Genomic DNA, 25,104 nt, shown 5'->3' with positions numbered 1-25,104 from the left:
GGGAAGGAAAAGGAGCAAAGTCATGAATTTCATCGAAAGCAATCAGAGCCGCCAGCAGGTCGCCGAGGGGTTCCGCGTTGACGTATCGCGTGGCGCGCATAACGGCCGGGTTTCGTCAGAATGGTTCTCGCGCCCCGATGATGAGCGCTACCTGTCGTTGACGGACCTCTATGACAGTGTGAAGGCGAGGGCGGATCGTGCGACGACCCGCACCGTGGAAAGCCGCGCCGTACGGGTCGAGGCAAGCCGTGATAATGCGGAACGGTTGGCGCTGATCGTGCCCGGACGTGATCAACCCATTGCCCCGACGCATTGGAGCTTTGGTCAGCTCTGCAGCCTTGTCGGTGCTCCCTCCACCTATATGCGGCAGCTGCCTGCGCCGCTGGCCGGCATCAATCTCCAGCATGGCCTGCTGTCGCACCGCGCGGAGCTTGTGAAGACCTACGAAGCGGATACCGGCCGCATCGAGCTTCGGGCGGTCACCGGTCCCGACTACGGCAGGATATACGACCATGAACTCGTGGCTGCGGTGATGAAGATCGCCGGCAATGGCGTCGGCGATACCATGTGGAAAGTGCCAGGCGTGCTGGATTGGGCGTCGATGACGCACAACCCCTTCGTGGACATTACCAAGGACACAACGACGCTTTATGCCAGCGATCGGGACGTTTTCCTGTTTCTGGTTGACGACACACACCCGATCGAGGCCGGACGCCTGCTAAACGGCGATCCTGACCTGTATTTCCGAGGCTTCTATTGCTGGAACAGCGAAGTCGGCGCCAAGACGCTCGGCATCGCCTCCTTCTATCTTCGCGCCGTGTGCATGAACCGCAATCTGTGGGGCGTCGAGAGTTTCGAAGAGATCACCATCCGCCACAGCAAGTTCGCCGCGCAACGCTTTGCCTATGAGGCGGCACCGGCATTGATGCGCTTTGCCAAGTCGAGTGCTGCGCCTTTCGTGGCCGGGATCAAGGCTGCGCGGGACAAGATCGTCGCTCGCACGGACGAGGACCGTGAAAGCTTCCTGCGCAGGCGCGGGTTCTCGAAAGCGGAAACCGGCCGGATTATCGAGACCGTGTTGCGTGAGGAAGGCCGTCCGCCGGAAAGCGTCTTTGATTTTGTGCAAGGTCTGACGGCCCATGCCCGCACGAAAACCCATCAGGACGGGCGCCTTGAACTGGAGGCAAAGGCAAAGCTCCTGCTGGAGCGCGCGGCATAGACGACAGGACCGGGCGCCGCGTTGCAAGGACGTCGCGCCCGGTTCCACCCCCAAAAGCGTGTGCGCTTCGATTTTGTGGCCGATCGAAGGTCACTCGAAAAGCTGTAGCGCAGCACGAGCGGCTGTGGTGCCAGGCGGACCGCCGCAGCTCGCCGGGCGTTGCCCGGCTCGCAAGATCACCCATCGGTCGTCCGAGATGACGATCGAACACACTCTGTCCTGCCGGAGGCAGACCTCCAAAGTGCAGCATAGAAGGCTGACAACTCCCGATATGTGAGGAGGGACGCAAGCGCAGACTTGTAGGAAAGTCGGAGAAAGCGAATAAATCACGGGAGATTGCGGCATGGCCCAGTCAGATGCGAGCCGTCCTTCGACGGCGATCACCGCCGGTGGCATGGCATCACCATCCCTGCAGGTTGGCTGCGGCACGGCCATGGCCCATCACGGCGAAATTCTCCAGGGTGTCTTTCCAGACGATGACGGCAGGCTCCACCGAGGTCTGCTCACGCTCCCGCTTCCGGGCAAACAATCGCATGTCACATTCTGGCCTGATGCCGGACCGGGCATACGCACCCGCCCCGAAGGCAGAACCAAGGCGGCCCGCGCGGCCCGGCTCGCGCTTGATGCGCTGGGTCATCCAGATGCCGAGGGCTGCCTGACAATCGAAAGCACGATTCCGCTTGGGTGTGGCTACGGATCGTCGACCGCCGATGTCGTGGCGAGCATTTACGCCATTGCGGCGGCGGCCCATTCGCAGATCAGCCGCACGACCTTGTGCCGCCTTGCCGTTGCTGCCGAGACCGCGACAGATGCGATCGCCTTTGTTGGACAGGCCGTGCTGTTTGCCCATCGCAAGGGGAGGGTGCTCGACTATCTGCCCGGCGATTATCCACCGCTTTACGTCATCGGCTTTTCCTCATCGGAGGACCAACCGGTCGATACGGTCGACATGCCGCCCGCCCGCTACACCAGCACGGAGATCGAAACCTTCCGGGTTCTGCGGGGACATGTGCGCCACGCGATTGCGCTGCAGGATGCGAGATCCATCGGTCGGGTCGCAACAGCCAGTGCCCGGATCAACCAGGGCTATCTGCCGAAGCGGCGGTATGGCGACTTCGTCCGCTTGGCGCAGACCGGTGGCGGCCTTGGCGTGCAGGTTGCGCATAGCGGCAACCGGATGGGCATCCTCCTTGATGCGCGCGAGGACAGTGCAGCGGATCGGGCCGAGAGCCTTGCGCGTGCTGCTGAGAGGGAAGGGTTCACCGATATCATCCGCTTCGCGGTGAATGCGGACGGTGCGCCGGCATGGGTGCTGGAATGACCATTGAAAGCTATCTTTCGGATTTTGAGACCCCCCGGATCGTCCCGCTCTCAGCAAACCTCCATGCCGCGCAGTTTCGCCTGATGAAGCTGCTGCCTGCCCGTTTCATGCTGGATCGGGCCGAAGAGCGCGGGCTCCTGAAGCGAGGCAGTCATATCATTGAGACGAGCTCCGGCACCTTTGCCCTGGCGCTCGCGATGCTGTCGGTCGAGCGTGGCTATACGCTGACGATCGTCAGTGCCACGAGCCTCATGGATGCGTCGTTCAAGGCGAGACTGGAGCAACTTGGTGCATCCGTTATCCTGGTGGAAGACGTGGGGCGCACTGGTAATCAGGGCGGCCGCCTTGCCGCACTTCATCGTATCCTCGACAGCCGACCGGATGCCTTCTGGCCGCAACAATATGATAATCCCGACAATCCTGCCGCCTATGCGCGGCTTGCTGAAATCCTTGTCGAGAAGGTCGGTCGCATCGACTGCCTGGTTGGTTGTGTCGGATCGGGCGGCTCGCTGTGTGGCACGGCAAGCTATCTGCGCCGGCTGTTTCCGGGGTTGCGAGCAATTGCGGTGGATACCAACAACAGCGTTCTGTTCGGGCATCAGGCTGGTCCTCGTCTGCTGCGCGGCCTCGGCAACAGCATTGTGCCGAAGAACCTCGATCATACCCTGATCGACGAAGTCCATTGGGTCGGTGCGTTTCAGGCGTTTGCCGCCACCCGGGACCTCTATCGGCATCACGCCATGTTCGTCGGTCCGACCAGCGGTGCTGCCCATCTCGTGGCGGACTGGTTCACTAGGACGCACCCGAACCAAGCTGTCGCTGTGATCCTGCCGGACGAGGGCTATCGCTACCAGACCACGGTCTATTCTGACCACTGGCTGGAAAGCCTTCAAGGATGGCCGTCTGTAAGGAGAGCCGCACCGTCGAAGCTCTTGCGCATCGCGCCGGCGCGCGAAGACGCCTGGACGCATATCGACTGGTCGCGGCGCCAGCTGCAAAACGGTTGATCCAACATGAGTACCAAGCAACAGGGCAGCGCGGGACGTCGTCATTCGAGCGAGGCAAAAAAGTCGCCCCACACGGAACGCTTTTGCCGGGGGACGTCGATCCCGGTTTCCGCTTCGCGGCGCAGTGCTAAACCTCCTGCGGCGTCCCTGTCTCCGTCAAAAGCGTGTCGAGAATTCCCGCTTTCACGGCCCTTCAGGCAGGGCCGTCGCTATGCTGAAAGCTCCGATACTCTTCATTTTCTTCTGTAAGGCGGCCATCTGCAGGGCATCGATATGGAGCATATCCATTCGTGTCCGAACTGCTCTATCCAGATCCTTCGCCCAGGAGGATGGTGAGCAGTTCATGCCGCGCGTCGGCGAAGGGATTGACGACCGTCACGCCGCCCCATGTAAAGCCCTCATGCATGTCTTCCGACAACAGGATACGGCAACCAGCCTGCGAGGCGACCGTGAGGATGACGGCATCCCAGATGCTGAACTGGTGATCGCTGACGAGATCCATGGCCGTGACCATCGTCTCGGCGGTGGTAGCCGCAACCGGAAACGTATCGCGCCAGCCAAGGACCGCATCACGCGCATCGCCGCGGCTTTTGCCCGCCTTGCGCACCAGGACGTGGAAGAGTTCACCGAGGGCCTGAACCGGGATCACGACCGATGTCTGGGAAATCCGTTGCAGCAGATCAAGCGCGATATCCCGCTTCTCGCTGTTGTTCACGCCCTCCGCATAGGCGAGAACATTGGTGTCGAAAGCGACCTTCACGTTCAGTCCTCGTAAAGCTCATCGCGCGACCAGCGGCCCGCGTCGACAACCGGCTGTTTGGCAAGGCGCGACAGCAGGGCGGAGCGCGCGCCGGATGTCGTTTCCTCCTGTGCGTCCGCCGGCAGGATACGGGCGACAGGCTTGCCGTGGCTGGTGACCACATAGCTGTTGCCCTCCCGCACACCCCGCAGAAGGACGGAGAAACGACGATTCGCATCTGCGGCGGAAACGGCTTCTTCCATGACGAACCTCAGAAAGTAGTGATATAACCTACAATAGAATCCAAGGCTTAGTTTGGCAAGATGTCCTGGGGGCCGCAGCAGCGCGGGATGGTGCGTTCTGGACTTCGCCTTTGACGCAGTATTTCGGGTCGCTGGGCCGCGAATGAACCCTGTGTCTCTGACAATAGCGCGATGAGCTGACATCGCGCCATTCAGCTTTTAGCAGGGCTAACGTGCCATCCGGGTTTTCAGTGCCTTTGCCAGCGGGGCCATCAAGACGGCGATCGTGAAGAGGATCACCGTCAGGCTGATCGGACTGTCGAGGAAGACCAGCGGATTGCCGAGGCTAAGGATCAGTCCCTGCCGAAGGTTTTCCTCGAACAGCGATCCCAGCAGGAAGGCGAGCAGCAGCGGAGCCAGATCGAAGCCGGCCTTGCGCAGCCCATAGGCGATGACGCCGCATCCGATCACCACGCCGACATCGAACAGACTGTTGTTCATGCTGAATGCGCCAACGACGCAGAAGAGCACGATGAGCGGCGCCATCATGGACTGCGGAATCCTCAAAAGCAGCACGAACACCCGGATCAGGGGTACGTTGAGAATGATCAGCATGGCGTTGCCGACCAGCATGCTGGCGACGATGCCCCAGAAAAGGTCGGGATGTTCGGTCAGGATCTGCGGACCCGGCACGACATTCTGCATCAGCAGCGCGCCCATGATGATGCCGATGACAGCATTGGCCGGAATGCCAAGGCAAAGCATGGGAATGAAGCTTGCCTGGGCGGCGGCGTTGTTGGCGCTTTCCGGTCCAGCGACACCCTCGATCGCGCCCTTGCCGAAACGTTCGGGCGACGGTGAGATCTTTTTCTCCAGCATGTAGCTGGCGAAGCCGGCAACGAGTGCGCCGCCGCCGGGCATCAGCCCGAGAAAAAAACCGAGCACTGTCCCGCGTGCGATGGGGCCGGTCGAAACCTTCCAGTCGGTCGCCGTTGGAAGCAGGTCCCTTAAACGGTAGGACGGCATCGGAGCGGTGTTTGGCGATGCTTTCCGCTCTATCAGCATCAGCATTTCGCTGACGCCGAACAGGCCCATGGCAAGGACGGCGATATTGAATCCGTCGCGCAGATAGCTGACCCCGAAGGCGAAGCGCTCCTCGCCGGATATCAGGTCGACGCCGACCGTCGACAGCAGAAGGCCGAGCGAGACCATCGTCCAGGCTCTGATGCGCGACCCTTCGCCGATGCTGGCGGCCAGCACTAAGCCGAGCGCCACGATTGATGTCTTTTCGATGGGGCCGAAGGCGAGAGCAACCGAGGTGAAGGCCGGACCGACGATCGTGATGGCAAGGGTCGCACTGATGCCGGCAATGAAACTGCCAAAGGCGCTGATGCCAAGGGCAGCGCCCGCGCGGCCCTGTTGCGCCATCGGATAACCGTCGAAGCAACTCACAAGGCTGGCAGCTTCGCCCGGCACGCGCATCAGGACAGAGGTGATAGACCCGCCATAGAGCGAGCCGTAATAGATGCCGGCGAGCAGGATGATCGCGCCGGTCTGGTCGAGCATCATCGTGACCGGGAGCAGGAGGCTGACTGTCGCAGACGGCCCAAGACCTGGAAGAACGCCGACGGCTGTTCCCAGGATTGCGCCGAGGAGCGCAATGGCGAGGTGGGTGGGTTCGAGCGCTATGCCGAGACCCATGACCAGTTGAGAAAAGGAATCGAGCATCACAGCCTCCATTCGCCGCGCGGAAGCGGCACAGACAGAAGCCCTTCGAACAAGCCCCAGGTCGAAAAGGCAAAGGCGAAGGCCAGAAGCAGTGACCAGGTCCAGTCCATCCGTTCGATGAACCTGAAGACGGCAACAAGAAAGAGGAATGCCGAGAGCGCAAATCCGATCAATTGCAGCATCAGGCAGAAAAGCCCAAGCGCGGCGCAATAGGTCAAGAGACGGGGAAGCTCGACGGGTTCGGTTGCTGCCGTCTTTTCCAGGCTGCATCCGAGGCTTGTGCAAACCAGGAGAAGTGCGGCCAGAAAGGGGAACAGGCCTGAACCGGGTTCTCCATAGGCCCAAAGCTGGAGACTGGCGGCGTTCACCGCCGCGCCAAGGCCAAGGACCATCAGGGTGTAAGGGACAAGGCGGGTAATGTTCATAGACGGATCCCCATCTCATCGATCTGCTGTCCGATCCGCGTAAAGGCCTGCCCGGCCATTTGCGTAAATTCATCGCTCTTCTGGAACAGCGGATAGCCGTTGATGACCCGGATGAAGTCGGCATACATCGGACTGGCGATCATCTCTCCGATCGCATCTTCCCACCAGGCAATGATCTCCTGCGGCAAACCGGCTGGTCCAAACAGGCCATAGGATGCCGGAATGGCAATCGGATAACCCCGCTCAGCAAAACTGACTATCCCAGCATGTCCCGCATTCGGATTTGGGCTGGTTTCGGCGAGCAGGCGTACGGAGCCGGCGGCCAGATGCGGGCCGAAGTCCGAGGACACGACCATGTCGATATGGCCGCCCAACAGGGCCGTCACCGCATCGGCACCACCGCGGAACGGCACAAAGGTCGCCTCCGCATTCTCCGTACGGAATGCCGCATCGGTTGCGATATGGGCGAGGCCCCGGGGTGCAGCGGTTGCCCACCGCAGCTTTGACGGTTCCTTGCGGGCATAGTCGAGAAGCGCGTCCCAGGTTTGGAAAGGGCTGTCGCTGCGCACGAAGCAGGGCACCGAGATCCCGGCATAACTTGCGATATAGGTGAAATCGCGGGTGGAATCGTAAGGGACTTTCTGAAGATGCGGAGCAACAAGCAGGGGGCTGACCGAATAGAGTGACAGGACCGATCCATCAGCAGGCGCGCGGCGCACCTGATCCGTCGCGATCGTGCCGCCAGCCCCAGGACGAAAATCTGGCGTGGCCACGACACCGCGTGCCTCTTTGACATAATTGGCAACAACGCGGGTGGCGATATCGCCGGCACCTCCGGCAGCAAAGCCGACAATCAGAGTTGGATTCTCCGCTGGATAGGCGCTTTTTTGCGACCACGACATGCGCGGTGCGATCGTCGTCAAAAATGCGGTCGCTGCTATAAATTTTCGTCTTTCCATAGGCATGAACATTCCCCTTCTTCTTAAAATGCGTGCGCGCGGCCGGCCCGTCAGGGCCGATGCCGGTGCAGTCCTCCGTTTGCGAAGACCGAAAGGGCGCTCTCGACATCGCCAAAGGGCGATGCCGTGTCCGGCGAGGCGGATCGGTCAGTGTCCTTCAGGCCGGATGCCGTCACTACCGCCACGACCGTTTCATCGCAGTCGATGATGCCTCGCTGTCTGGCCTCTCGGATTGCCGCAATCGGGATCGTCGAGGACAGTTCGAGAAACAGGCCTTCGGTGGCGGCGACTTTCTCCTGCAGGGACACCAGCCCCGCATTGGAGATCGCCAAGGCTGCGCCTTTCGTTTCGCGCAGTGCCTTCAGCGCCTGGAAGGTGCTGCGGGTCGCGCCGATCGACACGGCCAGTGCGTCAAAGGCTGCAGGCATATCCGGGATACGATCCGTCTGCTGCGCGATGGCCTGTTCCAGCGACCCGTGCACCTCGGCTGCCAGCAGTTTCGGCATCCTGTCGATCGCGCCTCGCTGAAGCATCTCGCGAAAGCCGAGCCAGACGCCGGCCAAAGCGTCGCCGTAACACACCGGCAAGGCACACCAGTCAGGAGCTTTGCCGCCCATCTGTTCGACGATCTCGAACGCAATCGTCTTGTAACCCTCGATGCCGATCGGATGGCTGCCGACGACGGGGTGGCGATAGGGTGAGGTCGCAAACCATCCGAACTTTGCCACGCCTTCCGCCAGAAAAGTCCAGCGGTCTGACTTGTTCTCGAAGGGCACGACCTCGGCTCCGTATTTCCGGATCTGCGTCAGCATCGGGCCGGCCGATCCGGCAAGCGTTGCGACGACACAGGGAAGTCCGGCCCGCGCGGCATAGGCAGCAAGGGATGCCCCCGCATTGCCAGTCGAGCTTGTTGCCACCAGTTTTGCGCCCGATTGCACGGCTGCTGTGATCGCGACGGTCGAAAAGCGATCCTTGTGCGACCAGGTCGGGTTGTTACCCTCGTTCTTCACGAGAAGACCGGGGACGCCGATGGCCGCGCCGAGCTTTGGCGCCGGCAGCAGCGGCGTGAGGCCTTCGCCAAGCGAGATTGCATCCTGCCGGTCGAAGGGCAGACTGTCCGCATAGCGCCATAGCGAGGGCAGGGACCTGTCCGAGCCGACCGGCGGCCGGCCAACAGCGCGTCGATAGACCATATGGAAATTCGATGGCGCCTCAGAAAAGCAGGTTGGGCATCCCTTGGACTCGATCGCAAGATCGAGAGGGAACTCCTGCCCACATCGGTAGCAAGCATATGCCGCAGCGCGAGCCATCAGCCCAGCACCGTCATGCTGGTGCCGTTGTTCGACAGCATCTCTGCGCCGTCGGCCCGGACGACGAGCATGTCCTCGACCTGCAGGCCGACCCGACCGAGCTCGTAATAGGGCGTCTCGATGCAGACAATCATGCCTTCTTCGAGCACGTCTGTGCTTGTTGCCGAAAGCAGCGGTGCGTCGTAGCCGTCAAGGCCGATGCCGTGTCCGACATGGCTTCGCTGATACTGAGCGATCCCTTCGCGCCGGACAGTCTCGACAACAGCCTGGAAGACATCGCGAGCAGCAATGCCCGGCCGGATCAGTTCGATGCCGCGTTGAACGCCCCTGTTCAGGGCATCATATTTCGCTTGGATCTCCCTGGAGGGGGAACCCAGGCTGGCGATCCGGGCAATATCGGCACGGTAATTGCAATAGTGACCGCCCACGTCGAAGCGGATGATGTCGCCCTGGCGCAGCCGTCGCTCGGAAGGCTGGACGTTCATAAGGGCGCTGCGTTCGCCAAAACCGATACAACCGAGAACGGGGACAGCATCTTCGCGAACCGTTTGGCCGTGAAATGCACGGGAGAGCTCGATTTCGGTCACGCCCTCGGTGGCGATGGCGAGTGCCGCCGCGACCGACCTTTCGGTAATGGCCGCGACCGTTCTGAGCCGGTCGATCTCCAGTGGCGTCTTGACGGCACGGATGTTGCGAAGGACCGATGCCGCCATGACCCATGTCACACCGGGCAGGTCGCTCCGCAGTCGTTCGGTGTCGCCGGGGAGAAGCCCCATTTCGTCAATGCCGATCCGGCCTTTCTCAAGTCCGGCCTGCCGGATTTCCAGGACAAGGGCCTTGATCGCGTCACCATCATCGGCAAGCGCATGAAGCACCGCCTGACGGGCGCTGACCGGGTCGAGCTCAACAGACGGCGCGTGATCGATGGGGAAGGCGCCATATCGGCGTATTCTCGCTGCCACATGTTGATCGGCCACCAGGTCCAGCGTCGATGTGCCGGCGATGACGACCGGCTGGCCATCGGCTTCACCTGAAGTCCAGACGACGAAAGCCTGGGGGCCGCGCCGTATCCATTGTGGCAGCGACCAGAACCCGCTGGTGTAGAGGACGTTCTCAGGTGCAGTGGCGACAATAGCGTCGAGTTGATGCGCGGACATCGCAGACCGCAGCCGCTCGTGATTAAGCAACATCGGTTTCTGGCCTCCCTTTGCTCGAAGTGGTGTTGTCGAAGCCCATGGCTTTCGAAATGCGGGCTGCGGCGCCCAACACTTTCTGCGCAATGTCGGTGATCTTGGTCTTCGGTTGCAGCGCGCGGGGGAAGGCGACGCTCATCGCGGCGATGGTGCCGCCGGAGGCATCGTAGATCGGGGCCCCAACTGAGATCACACCCTCGATGTTTTCCGAGATCGCGGTGGCATAGCCGAGCGAATGGGCGAGATGCAGCTGTTCAAGCAGGCTTTGCAGATTCGTCAGGGTCCTTGACGTGCGGGACTCGAAAGGACCTTCCCCGAGGAGGTTGGCGACTGCCTCATCCGACAGGTTGAACAACAGCGCCTTTCCCAGCGCCGTCGAATGCAGCGGCATCACTTCCCCCGGCTGGGCGCGGATGACCACCGGACTGTCGGACTGTACGCCAAGCACATAAACGCCAGTGGCGCCCCGCCGTACGCCCAGAAATCCGTTGAAGCCATTCTCCGATGCCATGGCCTGCAGCTCAGCCTCTGTGAGCGACAGCAGTCGCCCGCGCTGAAACACATGCTGCGCCAATCCGAGGACCGCGTAACCAATCTGATAGCGGCGAGTATCTACGTCCTGCTCGACATAGCCCTGCGAGGCCAGGGTGTTGAGCATCCGCTGAGCGACGGCCGGGCTTAGATCCAGCCGACGCGCGACTTCTCTGACGCCGAGCGGCTCGTTCGAAGTTTTCAGGAGGCCGAGGATATGAAGGCCCTTTTCCAGGGAAAGGCTGTTAGACATCAAGTGTTCCTATTATCGAAACAGTGTTCCATATAATGCACATTAAATGCACCCACACCGTGTCCTGTCAAGACGAATGTTCACTATAGTGTGTCGTCATAGAGTGTGCGCGAACCGAACAATCAGCCGATGGATATACGGGCGATTGTCGGTCTCAATGTTCTGCGCATCCGGCGTGAGCGGGCTCTTTCACAGGAAGAGTTGTCGCATCTCTCCCGGCTCACTCGGGCCTATCTGAGCGGTCTCGAAGCGGGTAGGCGCAATCCGACGATTGTGTCTCTCAGCCGCCTGGCGGAGGCCTTGGGCGTCGAGGTGAAGGACCTGGTGTCTTAAATGACGCTGATCGGATCCTAGATTTACGCTATGCATATCATAGGGTTATGAGATCGATTGGGAGCGCACTTCAGATCTCAGTTCCTTTTTGGGGCGTCTGGCGGCTGTCGCCTGATCAGAAGCTCGAAATCAATCTGCATCGCAGATGACAGGGCCTCGACAGCGTCGAGCGTCGGAGAACTCAGCTCCCGCTCCAGCTTGCCAATGTAGCTTCGATCAAGCCCAGCGAACAGGGCAAGGCGTTCTTGCGAGAGCCCGCGCTGCTGTCGGCAAAGCCGAAGATTTCTGGCAAAAATCGCCGTCAGTTTCATGGGGAAAAATAATCAAACTGCAGCTTTGAGGACCACATACTATAGTCATCATTCGCACGTTGCCGGTCTTGTATCGGCGCTTTTTGATGATGATAATCACATCAGGATCGTTGTTCTTTAGAACTTTTCCGATGATCCTTGCCGACATATTCCGCAGATTTCCGCAGATGTTGCGGTCATGAAAGCAGATCCAACAGGGGCCGCGTCAGTCAGGCGAGGCTCATGATTGGCTTTTCATGCCTTTTGCTCGTGAGACGAAGAATGATTGGTCTATCAATTTCACAGTTCAGAAAACTGACGCCCCGGGAAGTTGAAGTGCTCACCTGGACGTCGCAGGGCAAGACAGCCTGGGAAGTGTCCGTCATCCTGAGCATTTCGAAAAACACGGTGCACACCCATCTTCGAAATTCGAAAGACAAGCTCGACACGTCGAATGTCGTTCATACGATTGTTGAAGCAGTGAGGCTGAATCAGATCAAGATCTGACGTCCCGCCATAGTTAACCTTCCCATCCAGTTCCTCTGTCCATCGCTCCGTTTTGTCCCGATCCGCTGCTGGCCGTGTCGTCAGCGGCCCTGTGCCTCCTGTTGTATCGCGTAGGAGTACCCCCATGGTTTCTGAAATGGTTTGGTCGTCGCCGCAGTTCGCCATTCAATTTCCGCCCCTTGATCGCAGCGGCTTTGCCTTCGAATTTCTCAGACGAAACAATGAGTATCGATCTGACTTTGCAGCCATTGCCAGTCAGGGCGACACTGTGGCGAAACGCGACGCCCTACAAGGTCTGACGTCCCGTTGGGGGATTGCCTTTCGCGCTGGATCCTGATGTCCCCGCATGGTTGGCGCACCCTCTTTGGCGCCCAGATCTGGACCCGGAGGCCGTCGTCGTCACTGACGCTCCAGCCGGACTTTCAGGATGCCTCGAATTTTCCCGGAGAGGCCTACCGTCCCTGGTCAGGGGGGTGGACCGCGACAGTGCCGTCTACATTCCAGGCTCCGAGACGAGCGGGAGTTTGCGGATCTGGTTTTCCGGACACAAGCCGCCTTCCAGACTAGCGGTCATGCTGCCCTTGGACACGGACCTCGAGGTGCGGCTGCACAGCCTGCGACGAATGCACGGATGGCTGGCGGGCAAGGAAGCGGGGCCGGTCATGCGCCAGCAACAGATTTCAGCGTTTCATCGCCATCGCTTCATTCTGATGCTGAGGATTCTGGACGGGCTTCGTGACGGTGCATCGAGGCGCGAGATCGCCAGTGTGATATTTGGTCGGGACGTGCGCTCCATCTCCGCGGTCGACTGGCAAAATACCTCTGCGCGTCGGCACCTTGCTCGTCTGATCGCTGAAGGCAGGGCCTATGTCAGCGGTGGCTACCGTCGCATCTTGCGGGGTGGCCCAACCAAGGGACAGCTTTTCCACCACGCCGCTCTTGGGCGCTCCAGTTCCGCCTGAGTGGTTAGGCCGGCATTCGGTCGGCGGGGACAGGTTGCTTGATGGCGAATTCTGTCACTCCGCCGGACCGCATTTCTTTCGCCATTGTTGCAGCCGACCCGCCGCTTTGACGGTGGCCGCGATGGAGGCAGACGATGCAGGAAAAAACCGACAGCACCTGGCCGCGCTTCGTGCGCACCGCCGAAGCCGCCCGCCTTCTCGATCTTTCGCCCCGCACGCTGGAAAAGCATCGCTGCGACGGAACCGGGCCGGTTTATCACAAGCTTGGCGGCCGCGTTGTCTATGCCGTCACCGACCTTCACGCCTGGATTGACGCATCTGCACGCCGGTCCACGTCGCAAGCCGCTTCGAGCGCCCGCATGCCGCAGGTGTCGACGGCCGCTAGCGCCCTTGGCATGACGCGCTGATCGCCGCGATGACCGGGCACAGGACATATCAGGGGCAGCAGCTCGAGCTGTTTCAACCAAGCGGCGGCAATATTGCCGCCCGCGATGCACAGGATCTCATGTCCTGGCCGTTCTTCTCACTGGCCAAATCCCGCCGCGTGGCGCCGATCGACTTTCGCATGGGCGATGTCGCGATCCGGGTGGAGGCGACCGCCGAACACGGCATGGCGACGATCTGGGACGCGGACATCCTGATCTGGGCTGCATCGCAGATCGTCGAAGCGCGCGACAACGGCCTGCGGACATCACGCCTGATGTCGGCCACCCCTTATGAAATCCTCACCTTCATCCGCCGGGACGATTCCGCCCGCAGCTATGAAAGGCTGAAGGCAGCGCTCGACCGTCTGCAATCCACCACGATCGCCACCACGATCCGCCAGCCGTCCGAACGGCGCAGGCATCGCTTCTCTTGGATCGCCGAATGGAAGGAGCGGCTCGACGCAGAAGGGCGCCCGCTCGGCATCGAGCTCATCCTGCCGGACTGGTTCTATGCCGGGGTCATCGACGATTCACTTATCCTGACAATCGACCGAGACTATTTCGACCTGAGAGGAGGCTTTGAGCGCTGGCTTTACCGGCTCGTACGCAAGCACGGTGGGCGCCAGACAGGGGGCTGGAGTTTCGATCTCAAGCACCTGCACCTCAAGTCCGGCAGCCTCTCGCCCCTCAAGCACTTTGTCTATGACCTGCGCGGCATCGTCCAGCGTCAACCGCTGCCTGGGTATCGCCTGGCACTTGTCACAGATCCGGACAGTCGCGTCCGCCTGACCTTCCAACCAACCTCAACCGATCCGTCTGGCATCGCTACGTTCCGAGCGTCGCGCCGCCGGTCGATCAGACTGTGAGCAAGCTGTGGACAGACCCGTGCTATCGAGGACCGCCAAGCCCGTGCTATCGGGGACCGGATTCCCGTGCTATCCGGGACCGAAATCGGGCTTAAACCTCGGTATTCCTTCGGTTATTCGCTCCCCTAACGTTCCTAACCCAGATTCCTTCGGAATCTTTCTAACGGACCGCCCTGCATCGCCCGCCGTTGGATCACCGGCCGCACCATGCGTCTGCGACCTCACTGCACCCCTCTCGTCTTTCTCCTCGGGAGCGGGACAATGAAAACGGGTATGCACGTTGACAGCATTTCGTCTGACCACACCCTGGTCGAATTGACATGGCGCGAAAAGCGGATCGAACACTGGATCCGCTTTGGCCGGATCGCTGAAGAACAGCGCATCGATCGTCACCGCCGCATCATAGGCTTTTCTCCCGGTAGCATCTTTGCCTTCGTCCGCTGGGCGGCGAACGATTACGGTACGGTCGTTTCCCGTATCGATATCCTGCGCGCGGTGGCGGTAGGTGAGGCGTTCCAGACGCTGCCCTTCGTGCGTCCCGGCGGCGATATCCTGTTGCGCATCTACGGTTGGCCGAAGGTTGAAACGGTCCTGAACACCATCGACGCGATCGAAGCACTTGGCATCGATCCGGCCGAGGTCGCGCCAGATCACTGGCGACATGTCCACAACCGCCTCAGCGTCAACGAGCCGTTTCGGACCTACACCAGCGAGCAGCATCGTGCCTGGCTCAAGCGGCGGAGCATTCTCCCAATCGCAGACAAGACGATGGGCAACGACCGCAATGGAGGCACGCCATGACGCGTTTCGCCTGGGTCGTGGTGACATGTTTTTCCGCACTCTCCACTGTCGCTTCGGCATTTATCGAAATGCCGAAGAAGTTGATGTGGAATGTTAGCGCCAGCGCGCCGATCGGTCTTTATCGGGTCGTTCCGGTGGATCGCATCGAGGTCACAGATCTGGCTGTGGTCATGCTGCCTGACGAACTGGCAAGGTTTCTGGATGAGCGACGCTATCTGCCGATGGACTTGCCGCTTCTCAAACGCGTGCTGGCGCTCGGTGGCACCGAAGTTTGCCGTTCCGGCCCTGACATCATCGCCTACGGAATGCGCTACGGACAGGCCCTTGAACGCGACACCCAGGGTCGACCGCTTCCCGTCTGGCAGGGATGTCGGCATGTCGACGAGGGCGAAGCCTTCTTCATGAACTGGGATGCACCCGACAGTTTCGACAGCCGTTATTTTGGGCCGCTTCCCCTCACAACTGTTGTCGGACGGGCGATCCCGCTCTGGACGGCCGACGTTCCTCATCCGGCCACAGACAGTTTTCGCAAGCCGGTATCCGCCGAGCCGTGATGGTTCGCCCTCCACCAACGAAAGGATGTCCCATGACCCAAATTGGTACCTTCACCCGCAACAGTGACGGCTTTTTCGGCCGTATCCGCACGCTCACTCTCGATGCCGAAGTGACCATCCTGCCAGCCGATGAGGCCGACGCAGAAAATGCGCCTGATCACCGGATCTTCGCCGACGGCCTGGAAGTTGGCGCGGCATGGGACCGCACCGGAGAGAGGGCAGGGGCGTATCTGTCCGTCACCATCGACGATCCGTCCTTCGTCGAGCCGATCCGTGCCCGGATGTTTGTGTCCGACACGAACAAGGATGAATGGGCCCTCCACTGGACGCGCAAGACGCGGCGCGACGAACAGGGGTGACCATCATGCGCTGCTATCCGTACCGCGCATCAACAAGTGTAATCCGCTTGACCGATCGAGCTGCGATCAATCCCCTCGACCCGATCGCCTGCAGCCAAGCCGTTGCGCGCAACGAAGGTCAGGGGCGGCGGCCTGTTTTCCGGGAAATGGGCACGTCATCTGGCGTCGCCCGTCCGGAAAATACTGGTCGGCGGCGAAGCCTTGCCCTTGACCGCAGCGAGCACGATGGCAGCCTGATGGTGGTCCGGGACGGCAATGCACGCGCTGTTGTCCTAACGATCACCGCGATGTTCGTCGCGGTGACCATGATCGTCACACAGCCATGCGTTGCGTCAGCTGATCCTCTGAAACCCGATGCTTTGCGCGATCACGCCGTCGCGGTCGCGCTGCCGTCCGATCCATGGGCAAAGCACATCACGGATGCTGCAAAACGCTTCGCCATTTCCGATCGGTGGATACGCGCCGTGATGCAGGCCGAAAGCAACCTTGATCCGCTTGCCGTCTCGCCGAAAGGCGCGATTGGACTGATGCAGATTATGCCCGCCACATGGGAGGAACTGCGCACCCGCTATGCCCTTGGCAGCGATCCCTATCAGCCGCGTGACAACATTCTCGCGGGCTCTGCCTATCTGGCAGAGCTGCATGATCTCTACGGCTCGCCGGGTTTCCTCGCGGCCTACAATGCCGGCCCCGGTCGCTATGAAAAGCATCTTGTCTCTGACGAACCCCTGCCGGCCGAGACCGTCGATTATGTTGCGAAAATCATGTCGCTGATCGACGGAGATAAAGCCGCCCCAAAGCGCACAGTCGTTCACCCGTCGTTCCCTTCCTGGTCGATTGCGCCGCTGTTCGTCGCGCGTTCACTTGCCGTGAAGAGTGATGATAACAAGACCACCAAGCACCCCTCCGATCGTTCCTCAAGCGCTTCTACGATCGTCGACTTGTCGGCGCTCGCACCGCTGCCCGATGGCCTCTTCGTGCGCCGCAACGTCGTAGAGGAGGCATTGCGATGACGATCGTAGTCTCTGTTGCTGCATCGGTCTGGATCGTAGCGCTTGCGGGGTGGGGAGGGGCAACGGGAAACACGACCGAAGGACGGCGAGATAAAAGCAGGCGATGTGCGCCTTGGTTCGGTCGTGATTTTTCAGGGGCTTATGGTGCAGTTGCGCGAGGTGCGCCTGATCGGCGCAGCCTGCGCTCTTGCCAATTTTCCAAGGATCTCCGTGGGCTTGCGCGATGTGTGGGGCTTCAGCCATGAGCGGCGAGGACGATTTTCGCATACGGCCAGGCCGTATGCGCTCGACCCGCGCTCAAGCTGCCCGGCCCTTCATCGCCCAGGCCCTTGCGGCCGCTGAGCGGGCAGGCGGCAGGGTTTCGCGCTCCGGCAAGATCAGTTCGGGTAACCGCTCGCGGTTCGGGCGTGGCCAGCGCGCGACCGTGCAGGCCAACCGATTGCTCACCGGCCGATCACGCAACACGGTCATCAAGACGCGCGTCGTCCGTCATAGCACTCGGGCGACACTGCTCACCGCCCACCTCAGCTATCTCCGGCGTGAGGGCGTCACCCGGGATGGGGAGAAGGCGAGGCTGTTCGGGCCGGAGACCGAGGACGCCGATCCCAAGGCCTTTGCGGAAAGGTGCGATGACGACCGGCATCACTTCCGGTTCATCGTCTCGCCCGAGGACGCGGTCCAGTTGTCCGACCTTAAGACCTACGCGCGCGACCTGATGGGGCAGATGGAGAGGGATTTAGGCACTCGCCTCGACTGGGTCGGCGTCGATCACTGGAACACGGATAATCCGCACGTCCATATCATCCTGCGCGGCCGTATCGATGACGGCCAGGACCTCGTCATCTCCCGCGACTATATCAAGGAAGGCATGCGCGCCCGCGCACAGGATCTCGTCACCCAGGAACTGGGGCCGCGCACCGATCACGAAATCCGTCGCAACCTCGAACGGCAGATCGCGGCGGAGCGCTGGACCGATCTTGATCGCCAGCTTGCCCGAGACAGCTTTCGCACCGGCGTCGTCGATCTCGCCCCGCAGTCGGACCGCCAGCCCGACGAATTCCACACGATGAAAGTCGGCCGGCTGCGAAAGCTGGAGACGCTCGGCCTCGCCGAGCAGGTTGGCCCCGGCCAATGGATCGTATCCGAGAAAGCCGAGGTGACTCTGCGCGAGCTGGGAGAACGCGGCGACATCATCAAGCGCATCCATCGTAGCCTGACCGATCACGGCATTGAGCGCGGTGCCGCGAGTTATGTGCTGGCGGGCGAAAGTCTCGACGAGTCCGTCGTTGGGCGGCTGGTCGATCGTGGTCTCGATGATGAGCTGAAGGGCACGGCCTTTGCCGTGGTCGATGGCACCGACGGGCGCACCCATCACATCAAGCTGCCCGACCTGGATGCCGCCGGCGACAGCGCGCCGGGCTCGATCGTCGAGTTGCGCAAGTTCGATGACGCGCAGGGCCGCCGCCGGGTCGCACTCGCGGTGCGTTCCGATCTCGACATCGAACGGCAGATCAGTGCATCCGGCGCGACCTGGCTCGACCGGCAGGCGATTGCCCGCGACCCCGTGGCGCTTGGCGGGGGCGGCTTCGGTGCCGAGGTGCGCGACGCGATGGACAGGCGCGCAGAACATCTCGTGGGTCAGGGTCTGGCCGAACGGCAACCGCGCGGTGTCAGCTTTTCCCGCGGTCTGATCGAGACGCTCCGACAGCGGGAGGTGGATGCGCTCGGCCAGCAGCTTGCAGCCGAGACCGGCAGGCCGTTCACGAAAGGGGGAACCGGCGAGTATGTCGCCGGGACGTATCGGCAGCGCTTTGCGCTCGCGTCAGGCCGCTTCGCCATGATCGATGACGGACTAGGCTTCCAGCTCGTGCCCTGGACACCATCCCTCGAAAAGCAGATCGGCCAGCATGTTTCCGGCGTCTCGCGCGGCGATGGCGGCGTCGACTGGAGTTTCGGGCGCAAGCGCGGGCTCGGGATGTAATCCAATCAAGAAAGGAGCACGCCATGTCGGCGACCAAGATCCTGTGGGGCCAAATCATCACTGTCTGCCTGATCATCCTCATGACGACCTGGGCGGCGACAGAGTGGACGGCCTGGCGGCTGGGATTCCAGCCGCAACTGGGTGTCCCATGGTTCGAGCTGGCGGGTTGGCCGATCTACTATCCACCCGCCTTCTTCTGGTGGTGGTATTTCTACGATGCCTACGCACCGCCGATCTTTATCGAAGGTGGTTTCATTGCCGCCTCCGGGGGCTTCATCGCTGTTGCCGTGGCGATCGGCATGTCGGTCTGGCGGGCGCGCGAGGCGAAGAATGTGGAAACCTACGGTTCCGCCCGCTGGGCAGGCCCCGACGAGATCAAAGCGGCCGGATTGCTGGGCGCGGACGGCGTCGTGCTCGGTAAGCTCGATCGCGATTACCTTCGTCATGACGGCCCGGAGCATGTGCTGTGCTTTGCGCCCACACGGTCCGGCAAAGGCGTCGGCCTGGTGGTGCCGTCGCTGCTGACCTGGCCGGGTTCGGCAATCGTCCACGACATCAAGGGCGAGAACTGGACGTTGACCGCTGGCTTTCGCGCGGGCCATGGCCAAGTCTTGCTGTTTGATCCGACCAACGCGAAGTCTGCCGCCTACAATCCGCTGCTGGAAGTCCGCAAAGGGGAATGGGAGGTTCGCGACGTCCAGAATATCGCCGACATTCTCGTGGATCCGGAAGGCTCTCTGGAAAAGCGCAATCACTGGGAAAAGACCAGTCACGCACTGCTGGTTGGAGCGATCCTTCATGTTCTCTATGCCGAGGCTGACAAGACACTCGCTGGGGTGGGGGCCTTCCTGTCTGATCCGAAGCGGCCCATCGAGTCGACGCTTGCCGCCATGATGAAGACCGCGCATCTCGGTGAGGCCGGGCCACATCCAGTCATCGCGTCCGCCGCGCGCGAGCTGTTGAACAAATCCGACAACGAACGATCCGGCGTGCTGTCGACGGCTATGTCGTTTCTCGGGCTCTATCGTGATCCCGTCGTCGCCGAAGTCACACGCCGCTGTGATTGGCGCATCGTCGACATCGTCGGCGGAAAACATCCGACCACGCTCTACCTCGTGGTGCCGCCGTCGGACATCAACCGGACCAAGCCGCTGATCCGTCTGATCCTCAATCAGGTCGGCCGCCGTCTGACCGAGGATCTGCAGGCGAGGGGAAACCGTCATCGGCTTCTCCTGATGCTGGACGAATTTCCGGCACTCGGCCGCCTCGACTTCTTCGAGAGCGCGCTCGCCTTTATGGCCGGATATGGCCTTAAGGCGTTCCTGATTTCACAGTCGCTGAATCAGATCGAGAAGGCTTATGGACCGAACAACTCGATCCTCGACAACTGCCACGTCCGTGTCAGCTTCGCGACCAATGACGAGCGCACCGCCAAGCGGGTATCCGATGCGCTGGGCACCGCCACCGAGATGAAGGCGATGAAGAACTATGCCGGTCACCGGCTCTCGCCATGGCTCGGGCATTTGATGGTCTCCCGCTCTGAGACAGCGCGGCAGCTCCTCACCCCCGGCGAGGTCATGCAGCTTCCGCCCTCGGACGAGATCGTCATGGTTGCCGGCATTCCGCCGATCCGAGCCAAGAAAGCCCGATACTATGAGGATCGCCGTCTTCAAGAGCGCATCTTGGCACCGCCGACGCTGACCAAGCCCGAAAGCGGACAGGGTGACGACTGGAGCAACCTCGATCTTCCGAAGCCATCGGTAGTGAACACGCCGATTGCGGTAGAACCGCCGACAGACGACGATCCGACGGAATTCGAACGCAGACATCAGCCCGAACTCAGCCGGACGAAAACTGTCGAACGCAGGAAACTCATCGAGAACGAGTTCGAGATCGATCCTCGCGATGAGGTCGAAGAGGACGCGACGCGCCTCAGCCGCATGAACCAGACCATGCGCCAGGTTGCACGTCAGGCCTCGCTCGATCCGGGCGATGGCATTGATCTCTAGGAGAGGATTGTGATCAAAGCTCCGAAGAAGCAGCGCCTCTCAGTCTATCTTGATCCTGATGTCATGAAGGCGCTCGCTGCCTATGCTGCTCGGCGCGATCAATCTCTATCCCTGATCGCCGAAGCAGGTATCGCGTCTTTCCTGTCACCCGACGCGGCCGAGCGTCAAGAGGCCGCTACGACCAAGCGGCTCGACCAGTTGGACCGTCGCATGACGCGGATGGAACGCGACGTGGGTATTACCGTCGAAACGCTGGCAGTCTTTGTACGTTTCTGGTTGACGACAACGCCTGCGCTGCCGGAGCCTGCCGCGCAGGCTGCCCGGGCGAAATCGAACGAGCGCTATGAGGCGTTTGTTGCCGCATTGGGGCGCAGGCTGGCGAAGGGTCCGAGGCTGAGACAGGAGATTTCCGAGGACACTGGACAAAGCGGCCTCGACGACCGTTGATCTTATTTCATAAGCGATTTGTGTGCCGTAACCGGTGTTCTGCCGCCACATTGCCCTTCGCGGCATGATCTGTGATCGAGTTTTCCATGGATGAAGAACGGGAGTTTTTCCATGGAGACCTCATTTGAGTTTCTCACAACCAGGAAGCCTGGACGTGAGGCTCACCGACATTGGCCTGATGAGATCAAGGCGAAGATCGTTTCGGAAAGCTTGAGGCCCGGCACGACGGTCAATGAAGTTGCGCAGCGCTATGGATTGCGAGCCAACAGCCTTTCCACCTGGCGTACGATGGCGCGTCAGGGCAAACTGATCCTGCCAGCACCGGAGGATGCGGTGGAGTTCGCGGCGGTGATCGTCGATCCACCTGTTTCAGAACCGTTGCCTAAGGCGGTTGGTCGCCCTGAGATCGTCCTCGGTCCCGTCATGATCCGCCTTGAGGAAGGAGCGTCTGCCGCCCGGATCGCCGCTATCGCGCGGGCCCTGGCGGTGGCGACATGATCTTTCCATCGAACCGCGTGCGGATCATGGTGGCAACCAAGCCCGTGGATTTCCGCAAGGGCCATGACGGCTTGGCGGCGCTGGTGAAGAACGAACTGCACAAGGACCCGTTCACTGGAACGGTCTTCGTGTTCCGGTCGCGCAAGGCGGATCGGTTGAAGCTGATCTACTGGGATGGCTCGGGAATAGTCATGGCCTACAAAAGACTTGAAGAGCACACATTCACCTGGCCTGGCATCAAGGATGGATTGATGACACTCAGCCACGCCCAGTTCGAAGCCCTGTTCGCAGGCCTTGATTGGCGGCGGGTTCATGCCGTCCAGACGAGAGCGCCAGAAGCCATCGAATAGCTGCGGCACGATGACTCAGCACGCCAGATTCCGAAGGCAAATCGGCTAAGGATTTGGTAGTTTCCGGCCATGCTTGATGCCGCCAACCTTCCTGATGATGTTGCTGCACTGAAGGCGATGCTGATCGCGGCGCGACTAAGCGAGGCGGACAAAGCCGTCCAGCTTGCACGGAGGGACGAACAGATCGCTCGTAAAGACGAGCGGATAGAGCGACTTGAGAAGCTCGTCTCAGCATTCAAGCAGGCAGCCTTCGGACGCAAATCCGAGAAGTCCGATCCTGACCAATTCGACCTGGCGCTGGAAGACCTGGAGACGGCTATGGCCGCGATCCATGCCGAGGATGAGGCGGACACTCCAGCAGGAAACAGGATCAGCAAGCCGCGCGCGATCAATCGAGGCTCCCTTCCAAAGCATCTCCCCCGAGTGGAGGAGGTGATCGAGCCGGAAAGCCTGATCTGCGCCTGCGGCGGTTGCCTGCATTGCATTGGCGAGGATGTCTCCGAACGACTGGACGTGGTCCCGGCACAGTTCCGCGTGATCGTCACCCGTCGCCCCAAATATGCTTGCCGCGCCTGCACCGACGGTGTCGTTCAAGTTCCGGCACCAGCACGGCTGGTCCAGGCAGGGCTGCCGACGGAAGCCACCATCGCCCATGTGCTGGTCTCCAAGTACGCCGATCATCTTCCGCTCTATCGGCAGGCCCAGATCATGAGCCGCCAGGGCATCGATCTCGACCGCTCCACGGTTGCCGACTGGGTCGGCCGGGCAGCGTTCGAATTGCGTCCGGTCTTTGATGCACTGATCGCCGATCTGAAGCGCTCGACCAAGCTGTTCATGGATGAGACCCGAGCTCCGGTTCTCGATCCCGGATCGCGTAAAACCAAGACCGGATACTTCTGGGCACTGGCGCGGGATGATCGCCCATGGGGCGGCGGTGCTCCGCCAGGTGTAGCCTTCACCTATGCGCCTGGGCGCGGCGGAGTTCATGCCGAACGGATACTGCAGGGCTTCTCGGGCATTCTGCAGGTGGATGGCTATGCCGGATACAACAGGCTGATCGCAACTGACCGTATCGGGCCAGACATTCGGCTCGCCTACTGTTGGGCCCATGCACGTCGCAAGCTGGTGGAGGTCACCCGCAACGGCTCAGCACCGATTGCCGAGGACGGCGTGAAGCGGATCGCAGAGCTGTATCGTATCGAAGCCGAACTTCGGGGACTTGATCCTAAGGTTCGCCTTGCAGGTCGGCTAGAACGGTCAGCGCCTCTCGTCGCCGACTTCGATACCTGGCTTGTCCATCACCGCGCGCGCGTCGCAACGAAGTCGCCGCTCGGCGAGGCATTGGCCTATATTGCCAAATACTGGGATGGTCTGAAGCTCTTTCTGACCGACGGTCGCATCGAGATCGACACGGATGTTGTTGAACAGCCCCTTTCTCAGCCCTTTTGTGGTTTAGGTGGCCTATCTCTCCAGGCTTCGACCATGGCCGCGTAGGCTGCCTCCGCCTGTGCAACGAGCTCCATCTCTCGATGGCGGATTTCCTTGATCCAGTAATCGCGGGCGGGACCAGCTGGCCCATGTGCTTTGGCAGCGCCGGCACGCAGTTCAAGCTTGCGCATCTTCATGGCAACAAAGGCGGGCCGAGCCCATCTGTAGGGAGCCTCCTTGGTCAGCAACTGCCAGATCAGATTTGCGATCTTGCGCGCTGTTGCGACCGCCGCGACGTTGAGGCCTTTGCGGTCCTTGATCCGGAGAAAGAAGGCACGCAGCGGCCCCGGAACCGACGCGGCCGACCAGGCAGCTTCAATCAGCATCGTTCTGGCAATCGCGTTTCCCTGTTTCGAGATGCGGCCATGGATTGCGCCGCGATCGCCGGACTGCCGCACCCTCGGGGTCAAGCCGAAGTAGCTCGCAAGCCGGTCAGGCGTCGGGAACCGGGAGATGTCGCCAATGGCGGCTATCACCGCCGTCGCAACCACGGAATTTATTCCGGCGATCGTCGTCAACTTGCGCGTGCGAGTGTCGTCGAGCGCAATTCGTGCCATGGCGCCATCCAGCTTTTCAAGCTTGCCCTTCAGCCAGTCCAGTTCATCGAGATGGCGGGCGAGGAGGTCGCGCTCTGCCTTGGGCAACGGGGCCGTCGAGAGCCAGTCCCTGCCGCCTTTTCCGAACAGATGTCCCGAGTATTTCGGCACGAGATTGGTGTGGAGAACGGCCTGGACCCGGCTCTTCACCCGTCGCACTGATCGCACGAGCGCCGCGCGCTCCGACACGAGACGACGCAGGTTCAGGGTATCGTCATCCGCAGCCCAGACCTCTGGCAAAAAGCCGGCGGCATGAAGCTGCGCCAGAATCCTCGCGTCGACTTTGTCGGTCTTCACGCGCGCATGGGCGATTGCCTTCACCTGAAGCGGGTTCGCGATAACGACCTTGGCCACGAACGGCGTCAGCAACCTTACAATGGCCGAGGTGTTCCCAGTCGCTTCCAGTATGACTTCGTCATCTTTTCGAAGCTTCTGCCCAAAGGCCACCACAGCGTCGTAATCCAGTTCCACCCGGAATTCTTCCATGACCTTGCCCTGGTCAAGAACCGCGACCTGCGCAAAACTTCGATGAACATCCATTCCGATCGACCGCATTTAAAATCCTCCATGTTGTTGATGGGGGAGTGCGCGGGCTGTGCGACATCTACGGATACGCGCTCGCAGCGCAGACGGGATAGTCGCAGGGGCGGCCAGATAACAACGCGAGCTCGCAGCTCAAAGTCAATTCGGCCTGCCCG

28 protein-coding genes and 1 pseudogene are annotated in these 25,104 nt (G+C 61.1%); 19 read left to right on the top strand and 10 right to left on the bottom strand.

Features of this window, described 5'->3' with window-relative positions; translation table 11 throughout:
* Positions 1 to 22: 22 nt before the first annotated feature.
* From QWE_RS20350 to QWE_RS20340, 3 genes are all read left to right on the top strand, one after another.
* Positions 23 to 1,219 (top strand): hypothetical protein, encoded by a 1,197-nt coding sequence (locus QWE_RS20350; RefSeq protein ID WP_006728061.1) that lies wholly within the window; start codon positions 23 to 25, stop codon positions 1,217 to 1,219.
* A gap of 343 nt (positions 1,220 to 1,562) precedes the next feature.
* A complete protein-coding gene (locus tag QWE_RS20345) occupies positions 1,563 to 2,540 on the top strand; it encodes a GHMP family kinase ATP-binding protein (protein WP_006728060.1) in 978 nt (325 codons plus the stop codon).
* Positions 2,537 to 3,547 carry a cysteine synthase family protein gene (locus tag QWE_RS20340; RefSeq protein WP_040300771.1) on the top strand — a complete coding sequence of 337 codons (1,011 nt, stop codon included), beginning with the start codon at positions 2,537 to 2,539 and terminating at the stop codon, positions 3,545 to 3,547. Before QWE_RS20345 ends, QWE_RS20340 begins: the two co-directional genes overlap by 4 nt.
* 304 nt (positions 3,548 to 3,851) lie before the next feature.
* Here the strand turns inward: QWE_RS20340 and QWE_RS20335 are convergent, their stop codons facing one another.
* From QWE_RS20335 to QWE_RS20300, 8 genes are all read right to left on the bottom strand, one after another.
* The gene (locus QWE_RS20335; protein WP_006728058.1) at positions 3,852 to 4,307 is read right to left on the bottom strand and encodes a PIN domain-containing protein; all 456 of its coding nucleotides are present in this window, start codon (positions 4,305 to 4,307) and stop codon (positions 3,852 to 3,854) included.
* 2 nt (positions 4,308 to 4,309) lie between these two features.
* A complete protein-coding gene (locus tag QWE_RS20330; RefSeq protein WP_006728057.1) occupies positions 4,310 to 4,549 on the bottom strand; it encodes a type II toxin-antitoxin system Phd/YefM family antitoxin in 240 nt (79 codons plus the stop codon).
* 207 nt (positions 4,550 to 4,756) lie between these two features.
* Positions 4,757 to 6,256 (bottom strand): tripartite tricarboxylate transporter permease, encoded by a 1,500-nt coding sequence (locus tag QWE_RS20325; RefSeq protein ID WP_006728056.1) that lies wholly within the window; start codon positions 6,254 to 6,256, stop codon positions 4,757 to 4,759.
* Entirely contained in the window at positions 6,256 to 6,681 is a 426-nt protein-coding gene (locus QWE_RS20320; RefSeq protein WP_006728055.1) for a tripartite tricarboxylate transporter TctB family protein, read from the bottom strand. The genes QWE_RS20325 and QWE_RS20320 overlap by 1 nt, the downstream gene beginning before the upstream one ends.
* On the bottom strand, positions 6,678 to 7,640 hold the full coding sequence (locus tag QWE_RS20315; protein ID WP_040300784.1) for a tripartite tricarboxylate transporter substrate binding protein: 963 nt from the start codon (positions 7,638 to 7,640) through the stop codon (positions 6,678 to 6,680). The genes QWE_RS20320 and QWE_RS20315 overlap by 4 nt, the downstream gene beginning before the upstream one ends.
* Before the next feature lie 50 nt (positions 7,641 to 7,690).
* Positions 7,691 to 8,833, bottom strand: coding sequence for a threonine synthase (locus QWE_RS20310; RefSeq protein ID WP_006728053.1), 1,143 nt, complete (start codon positions 8,831 to 8,833; stop codon positions 7,691 to 7,693).
* Positions 8,834 to 8,949: 116 nt separating this feature from the next.
* Positions 8,950 to 10,140, bottom strand: coding sequence for a M24 family metallopeptidase (locus QWE_RS20305; RefSeq protein ID WP_006728052.1), 1,191 nt, complete (start codon positions 10,138 to 10,140; stop codon positions 8,950 to 8,952).
* Positions 10,130 to 10,927, bottom strand: a complete 798-nt coding sequence (locus QWE_RS20300) for an IclR family transcriptional regulator (RefSeq protein WP_006728051.1) — start codon at positions 10,925 to 10,927, stop codon at positions 10,130 to 10,132. The genes QWE_RS20305 and QWE_RS20300 overlap by 11 nt, the downstream gene beginning before the upstream one ends.
* A 129-nt stretch (positions 10,928 to 11,056) precedes the next feature.
* Between QWE_RS20300 and QWE_RS20295 the strand changes: the two genes are divergently transcribed.
* Positions 11,057 to 11,260: a helix-turn-helix domain-containing protein gene (locus QWE_RS20295; protein WP_040300782.1), complete on the top strand. Its 204-nt coding sequence runs from the start codon at positions 11,057 to 11,059 to the stop codon at positions 11,258 to 11,260.
* A 77-nt stretch (positions 11,261 to 11,337) separates the two neighbouring features.
* Here QWE_RS20295 and QWE_RS20290 read toward each other — a convergent pair whose 3' ends face one another.
* Positions 11,338 to 11,571: a helix-turn-helix domain-containing protein gene (locus tag QWE_RS20290; RefSeq protein WP_006728049.1), complete on the bottom strand. Its 234-nt coding sequence runs from the start codon at positions 11,569 to 11,571 to the stop codon at positions 11,338 to 11,340.
* 222 nt (positions 11,572 to 11,793) lie between these two features.
* Here QWE_RS20290 and QWE_RS20285 point away from each other — a divergent pair, with 222 nt between their 5' ends.
* The 15 genes and pseudogenes from QWE_RS20285 to tnpC form a co-directional block, all read left to right on the top strand.
* Positions 11,794 to 12,057 carry a helix-turn-helix transcriptional regulator gene (locus tag QWE_RS20285; RefSeq protein ID WP_338058795.1) on the top strand — a complete coding sequence of 88 codons (264 nt, stop codon included), beginning with the start codon at positions 11,794 to 11,796 and terminating at the stop codon, positions 12,055 to 12,057.
* A 124-nt stretch (positions 12,058 to 12,181) separates the two neighbouring features.
* Positions 12,182 to 12,394, top strand: a complete 213-nt coding sequence (locus tag QWE_RS20280; protein ID WP_040300767.1) for a transcriptional regulator domain-containing protein — start codon at positions 12,182 to 12,184, stop codon at positions 12,392 to 12,394.
* Between the two features lie 235 nt (positions 12,395 to 12,629).
* Positions 12,630 to 13,019, top strand: a complete 390-nt coding sequence (locus QWE_RS20275; RefSeq protein ID WP_083872971.1) for a DUF2285 domain-containing protein — start codon at positions 12,630 to 12,632, stop codon at positions 13,017 to 13,019.
* A gap of 134 nt (positions 13,020 to 13,153) precedes the next feature.
* Positions 13,154 to 13,426 carry a helix-turn-helix transcriptional regulator gene (locus tag QWE_RS20270; protein ID WP_006728046.1) on the top strand — a complete coding sequence of 91 codons (273 nt, stop codon included), beginning with the start codon at positions 13,154 to 13,156 and terminating at the stop codon, positions 13,424 to 13,426.
* Between the two features lie 8 nt (positions 13,427 to 13,434).
* Entirely contained in the window at positions 13,435 to 14,310 is an 876-nt protein-coding gene (locus QWE_RS20265) for a replication initiator protein A (protein ID WP_006728045.1), read from the top strand.
* 261 nt (positions 14,311 to 14,571) lie between these two features.
* Positions 14,572 to 15,111 (top strand): DUF2840 domain-containing protein, encoded by a 540-nt coding sequence (locus QWE_RS20260; RefSeq protein WP_040300764.1) that lies wholly within the window; start codon positions 14,572 to 14,574, stop codon positions 15,109 to 15,111.
* A complete protein-coding gene (locus tag QWE_RS20255) occupies positions 15,108 to 15,665 on the top strand; it encodes a S26 family signal peptidase (protein ID WP_006728043.1) in 558 nt (185 codons plus the stop codon). Before QWE_RS20260 ends, QWE_RS20255 begins: the two co-directional genes overlap by 4 nt.
* Positions 15,666 to 15,697: 32 nt before the next feature.
* Positions 15,698 to 16,024 carry a DUF736 domain-containing protein gene (locus QWE_RS20250; protein WP_006728042.1) on the top strand — a complete coding sequence of 109 codons (327 nt, stop codon included), beginning with the start codon at positions 15,698 to 15,700 and terminating at the stop codon, positions 16,022 to 16,024.
* Between the two features lie 47 nt (positions 16,025 to 16,071).
* On the top strand, positions 16,072 to 17,037 hold the full coding sequence (locus QWE_RS20245) for a lytic transglycosylase domain-containing protein (protein WP_240532592.1): 966 nt from the start codon (positions 16,072 to 16,074) through the stop codon (positions 17,035 to 17,037).
* A 241-nt stretch (positions 17,038 to 17,278) separates the two neighbouring features.
* The gene (locus QWE_RS20240) at positions 17,279 to 19,018 is read left to right on the top strand and encodes a relaxase/mobilization nuclease domain-containing protein (protein ID WP_006728040.1); all 1,740 of its coding nucleotides are present in this window, start codon (positions 17,279 to 17,281) and stop codon (positions 19,016 to 19,018) included.
* A 23-nt stretch (positions 19,019 to 19,041) separates the two neighbouring features.
* Positions 19,042 to 21,027 carry a conjugal transfer protein TraG gene (locus QWE_RS20235; protein ID WP_006728039.1) on the top strand — a complete coding sequence of 662 codons (1,986 nt, stop codon included), beginning with the start codon at positions 19,042 to 19,044 and terminating at the stop codon, positions 21,025 to 21,027.
* Between the two features lie 9 nt (positions 21,028 to 21,036).
* Positions 21,037 to 21,474, top strand: coding sequence for a hypothetical protein (locus QWE_RS20230; RefSeq protein ID WP_006728038.1), 438 nt, complete (start codon positions 21,037 to 21,039; stop codon positions 21,472 to 21,474).
* 111 nt (positions 21,475 to 21,585) lie between these two features.
* A complete protein-coding gene (tnpA, locus tag QWE_RS25370) occupies positions 21,586 to 21,972 on the top strand; it encodes an IS66-like element accessory protein TnpA (protein WP_006728037.1) in 387 nt (128 codons plus the stop codon).
* Entirely contained in the window at positions 21,969 to 22,322 is a 354-nt protein-coding gene (gene tnpB, locus QWE_RS25365) for an IS66 family insertion sequence element accessory protein TnpB (protein WP_006728036.1), read from the top strand. Before tnpA ends, tnpB begins: the two co-directional genes overlap by 4 nt.
* A 69-nt stretch (positions 22,323 to 22,391) precedes the next feature.
* Positions 22,392 to 23,756 (top strand): annotated as a pseudogene (tnpC, locus tag QWE_RS20215) (IS66 family transposase); the annotation flags it as partial.
* A 2-nt stretch (positions 23,757 to 23,758) separates the two neighbouring features.
* Here the strand turns inward: tnpC and QWE_RS20210 are convergent.
* Positions 23,759 to 24,946, bottom strand: a complete 1,188-nt coding sequence (locus QWE_RS20210) for an IS110 family RNA-guided transposase (RefSeq protein ID WP_083872970.1) — start codon at positions 24,944 to 24,946, stop codon at positions 23,759 to 23,761.
* Positions 24,947 to 25,104: the final 158 nt, after the last annotated feature.

Source organism: Agrobacterium albertimagni AOL15, assembly GCF_000300855.1.
Taxonomy (GTDB): Bacteria; Pseudomonadota; Alphaproteobacteria; order Rhizobiales; family Rhizobiaceae; genus Allorhizobium; species Allorhizobium albertimagni.
The sequence above is the reverse complement of the archived record's forward strand: the minus strand, read 5'-3'. Positions and strand labels throughout refer to the sequence as shown.

What these genes read in the sequence shown, in the direction of transcription:
- QWE_RS20240 (WP_006728040.1), top strand. Translation starts at nt 17,279, where the DNA reads ATGAGCGGCGAGGACGATTTTCGCATACGGCCAGGCCGTATGCGCTCG.
- QWE_RS20305 (WP_006728052.1), bottom strand. Translation starts at nt 10,140, where the DNA reads ATGTTGCTTAATCACGAGCGGCTGCGGTCTGCGATGTCCGCGCATCAA.
- QWE_RS20345 (WP_006728060.1), top strand. Translation starts at nt 1,563, where the DNA reads ATGGCCCAGTCAGATGCGAGCCGTCCTTCGACGGCGATCACCGCCGGT.
- QWE_RS20330 (WP_006728057.1), bottom strand. Translation starts at nt 4,549, where the DNA reads ATGGAAGAAGCCGTTTCCGCCGCAGATGCGAATCGTCGTTTCTCCGTC.
- QWE_RS20235 (WP_006728039.1), top strand. Translation starts at nt 19,042, where the DNA reads ATGTCGGCGACCAAGATCCTGTGGGGCCAAATCATCACTGTCTGCCTG.
- QWE_RS20300 (WP_006728051.1), bottom strand. Translation starts at nt 10,927, where the DNA reads ATGTCTAACAGCCTTTCCCTGGAAAAGGGCCTTCATATCCTCGGCCTC.
- QWE_RS20310 (WP_006728053.1), bottom strand. Translation starts at nt 8,833, where the DNA reads ATGGTCTATCGACGCGCTGTTGGCCGGCCGCCGGTCGGCTCGGACAGG.
- QWE_RS20285 (WP_338058795.1), top strand. Translation starts at nt 11,794, where the DNA reads ATGATTGGCTTTTCATGCCTTTTGCTCGTGAGACGAAGAATGATTGGT.
- QWE_RS20265 (WP_006728045.1), top strand. Translation starts at nt 13,435, where the DNA reads ATGACCGGGCACAGGACATATCAGGGGCAGCAGCTCGAGCTGTTTCAA.
- QWE_RS20325 (WP_006728056.1), bottom strand. Translation starts at nt 6,256, where the DNA reads ATGCTCGATTCCTTTTCTCAACTGGTCATGGGTCTCGGCATAGCGCTC.
- QWE_RS20295 (WP_040300782.1), top strand. Translation starts at nt 11,057, where the DNA reads ATGGATATACGGGCGATTGTCGGTCTCAATGTTCTGCGCATCCGGCGT.
- QWE_RS20320 (WP_006728055.1), bottom strand. Translation starts at nt 6,681, where the DNA reads ATGAACATTACCCGCCTTGTCCCTTACACCCTGATGGTCCTTGGCCTT.
- QWE_RS20275 (WP_083872971.1), top strand. Translation starts at nt 12,630, where the DNA reads ATGCTGCCCTTGGACACGGACCTCGAGGTGCGGCTGCACAGCCTGCGA.
- QWE_RS20260 (WP_040300764.1), top strand. Translation starts at nt 14,572, where the DNA reads ATGAAAACGGGTATGCACGTTGACAGCATTTCGTCTGACCACACCCTG.
- QWE_RS20250 (WP_006728042.1), top strand. Translation starts at nt 15,698, where the DNA reads ATGACCCAAATTGGTACCTTCACCCGCAACAGTGACGGCTTTTTCGGC.
- QWE_RS20290 (WP_006728049.1), bottom strand. Translation starts at nt 11,571, where the DNA reads ATGAAACTGACGGCGATTTTTGCCAGAAATCTTCGGCTTTGCCGACAG.
- tnpB (WP_006728036.1), top strand. Translation starts at nt 21,969, where the DNA reads ATGATCTTTCCATCGAACCGCGTGCGGATCATGGTGGCAACCAAGCCC.
- QWE_RS20340 (WP_040300771.1), top strand. Translation starts at nt 2,537, where the DNA reads ATGACCATTGAAAGCTATCTTTCGGATTTTGAGACCCCCCGGATCGTC.
- QWE_RS20280 (WP_040300767.1), top strand. Translation starts at nt 12,182, where the DNA reads ATGGTTTCTGAAATGGTTTGGTCGTCGCCGCAGTTCGCCATTCAATTT.
- tnpA (WP_006728037.1), top strand. Translation starts at nt 21,586, where the DNA reads ATGGAGACCTCATTTGAGTTTCTCACAACCAGGAAGCCTGGACGTGAG.
- QWE_RS20270 (WP_006728046.1), top strand. Translation starts at nt 13,154, where the DNA reads ATGCAGGAAAAAACCGACAGCACCTGGCCGCGCTTCGTGCGCACCGCC.
- QWE_RS20255 (WP_006728043.1), top strand. Translation starts at nt 15,108, where the DNA reads ATGACGCGTTTCGCCTGGGTCGTGGTGACATGTTTTTCCGCACTCTCC.
- QWE_RS20350 (WP_006728061.1), top strand. Translation starts at nt 23, where the DNA reads ATGAATTTCATCGAAAGCAATCAGAGCCGCCAGCAGGTCGCCGAGGGG.
- QWE_RS20315 (WP_040300784.1), bottom strand. Translation starts at nt 7,640, where the DNA reads ATGGAAAGACGAAAATTTATAGCAGCGACCGCATTTTTGACGACGATC.
- QWE_RS20210 (WP_083872970.1), bottom strand. Translation starts at nt 24,946, where the DNA reads ATGGATGTTCATCGAAGTTTTGCGCAGGTCGCGGTTCTTGACCAGGGC.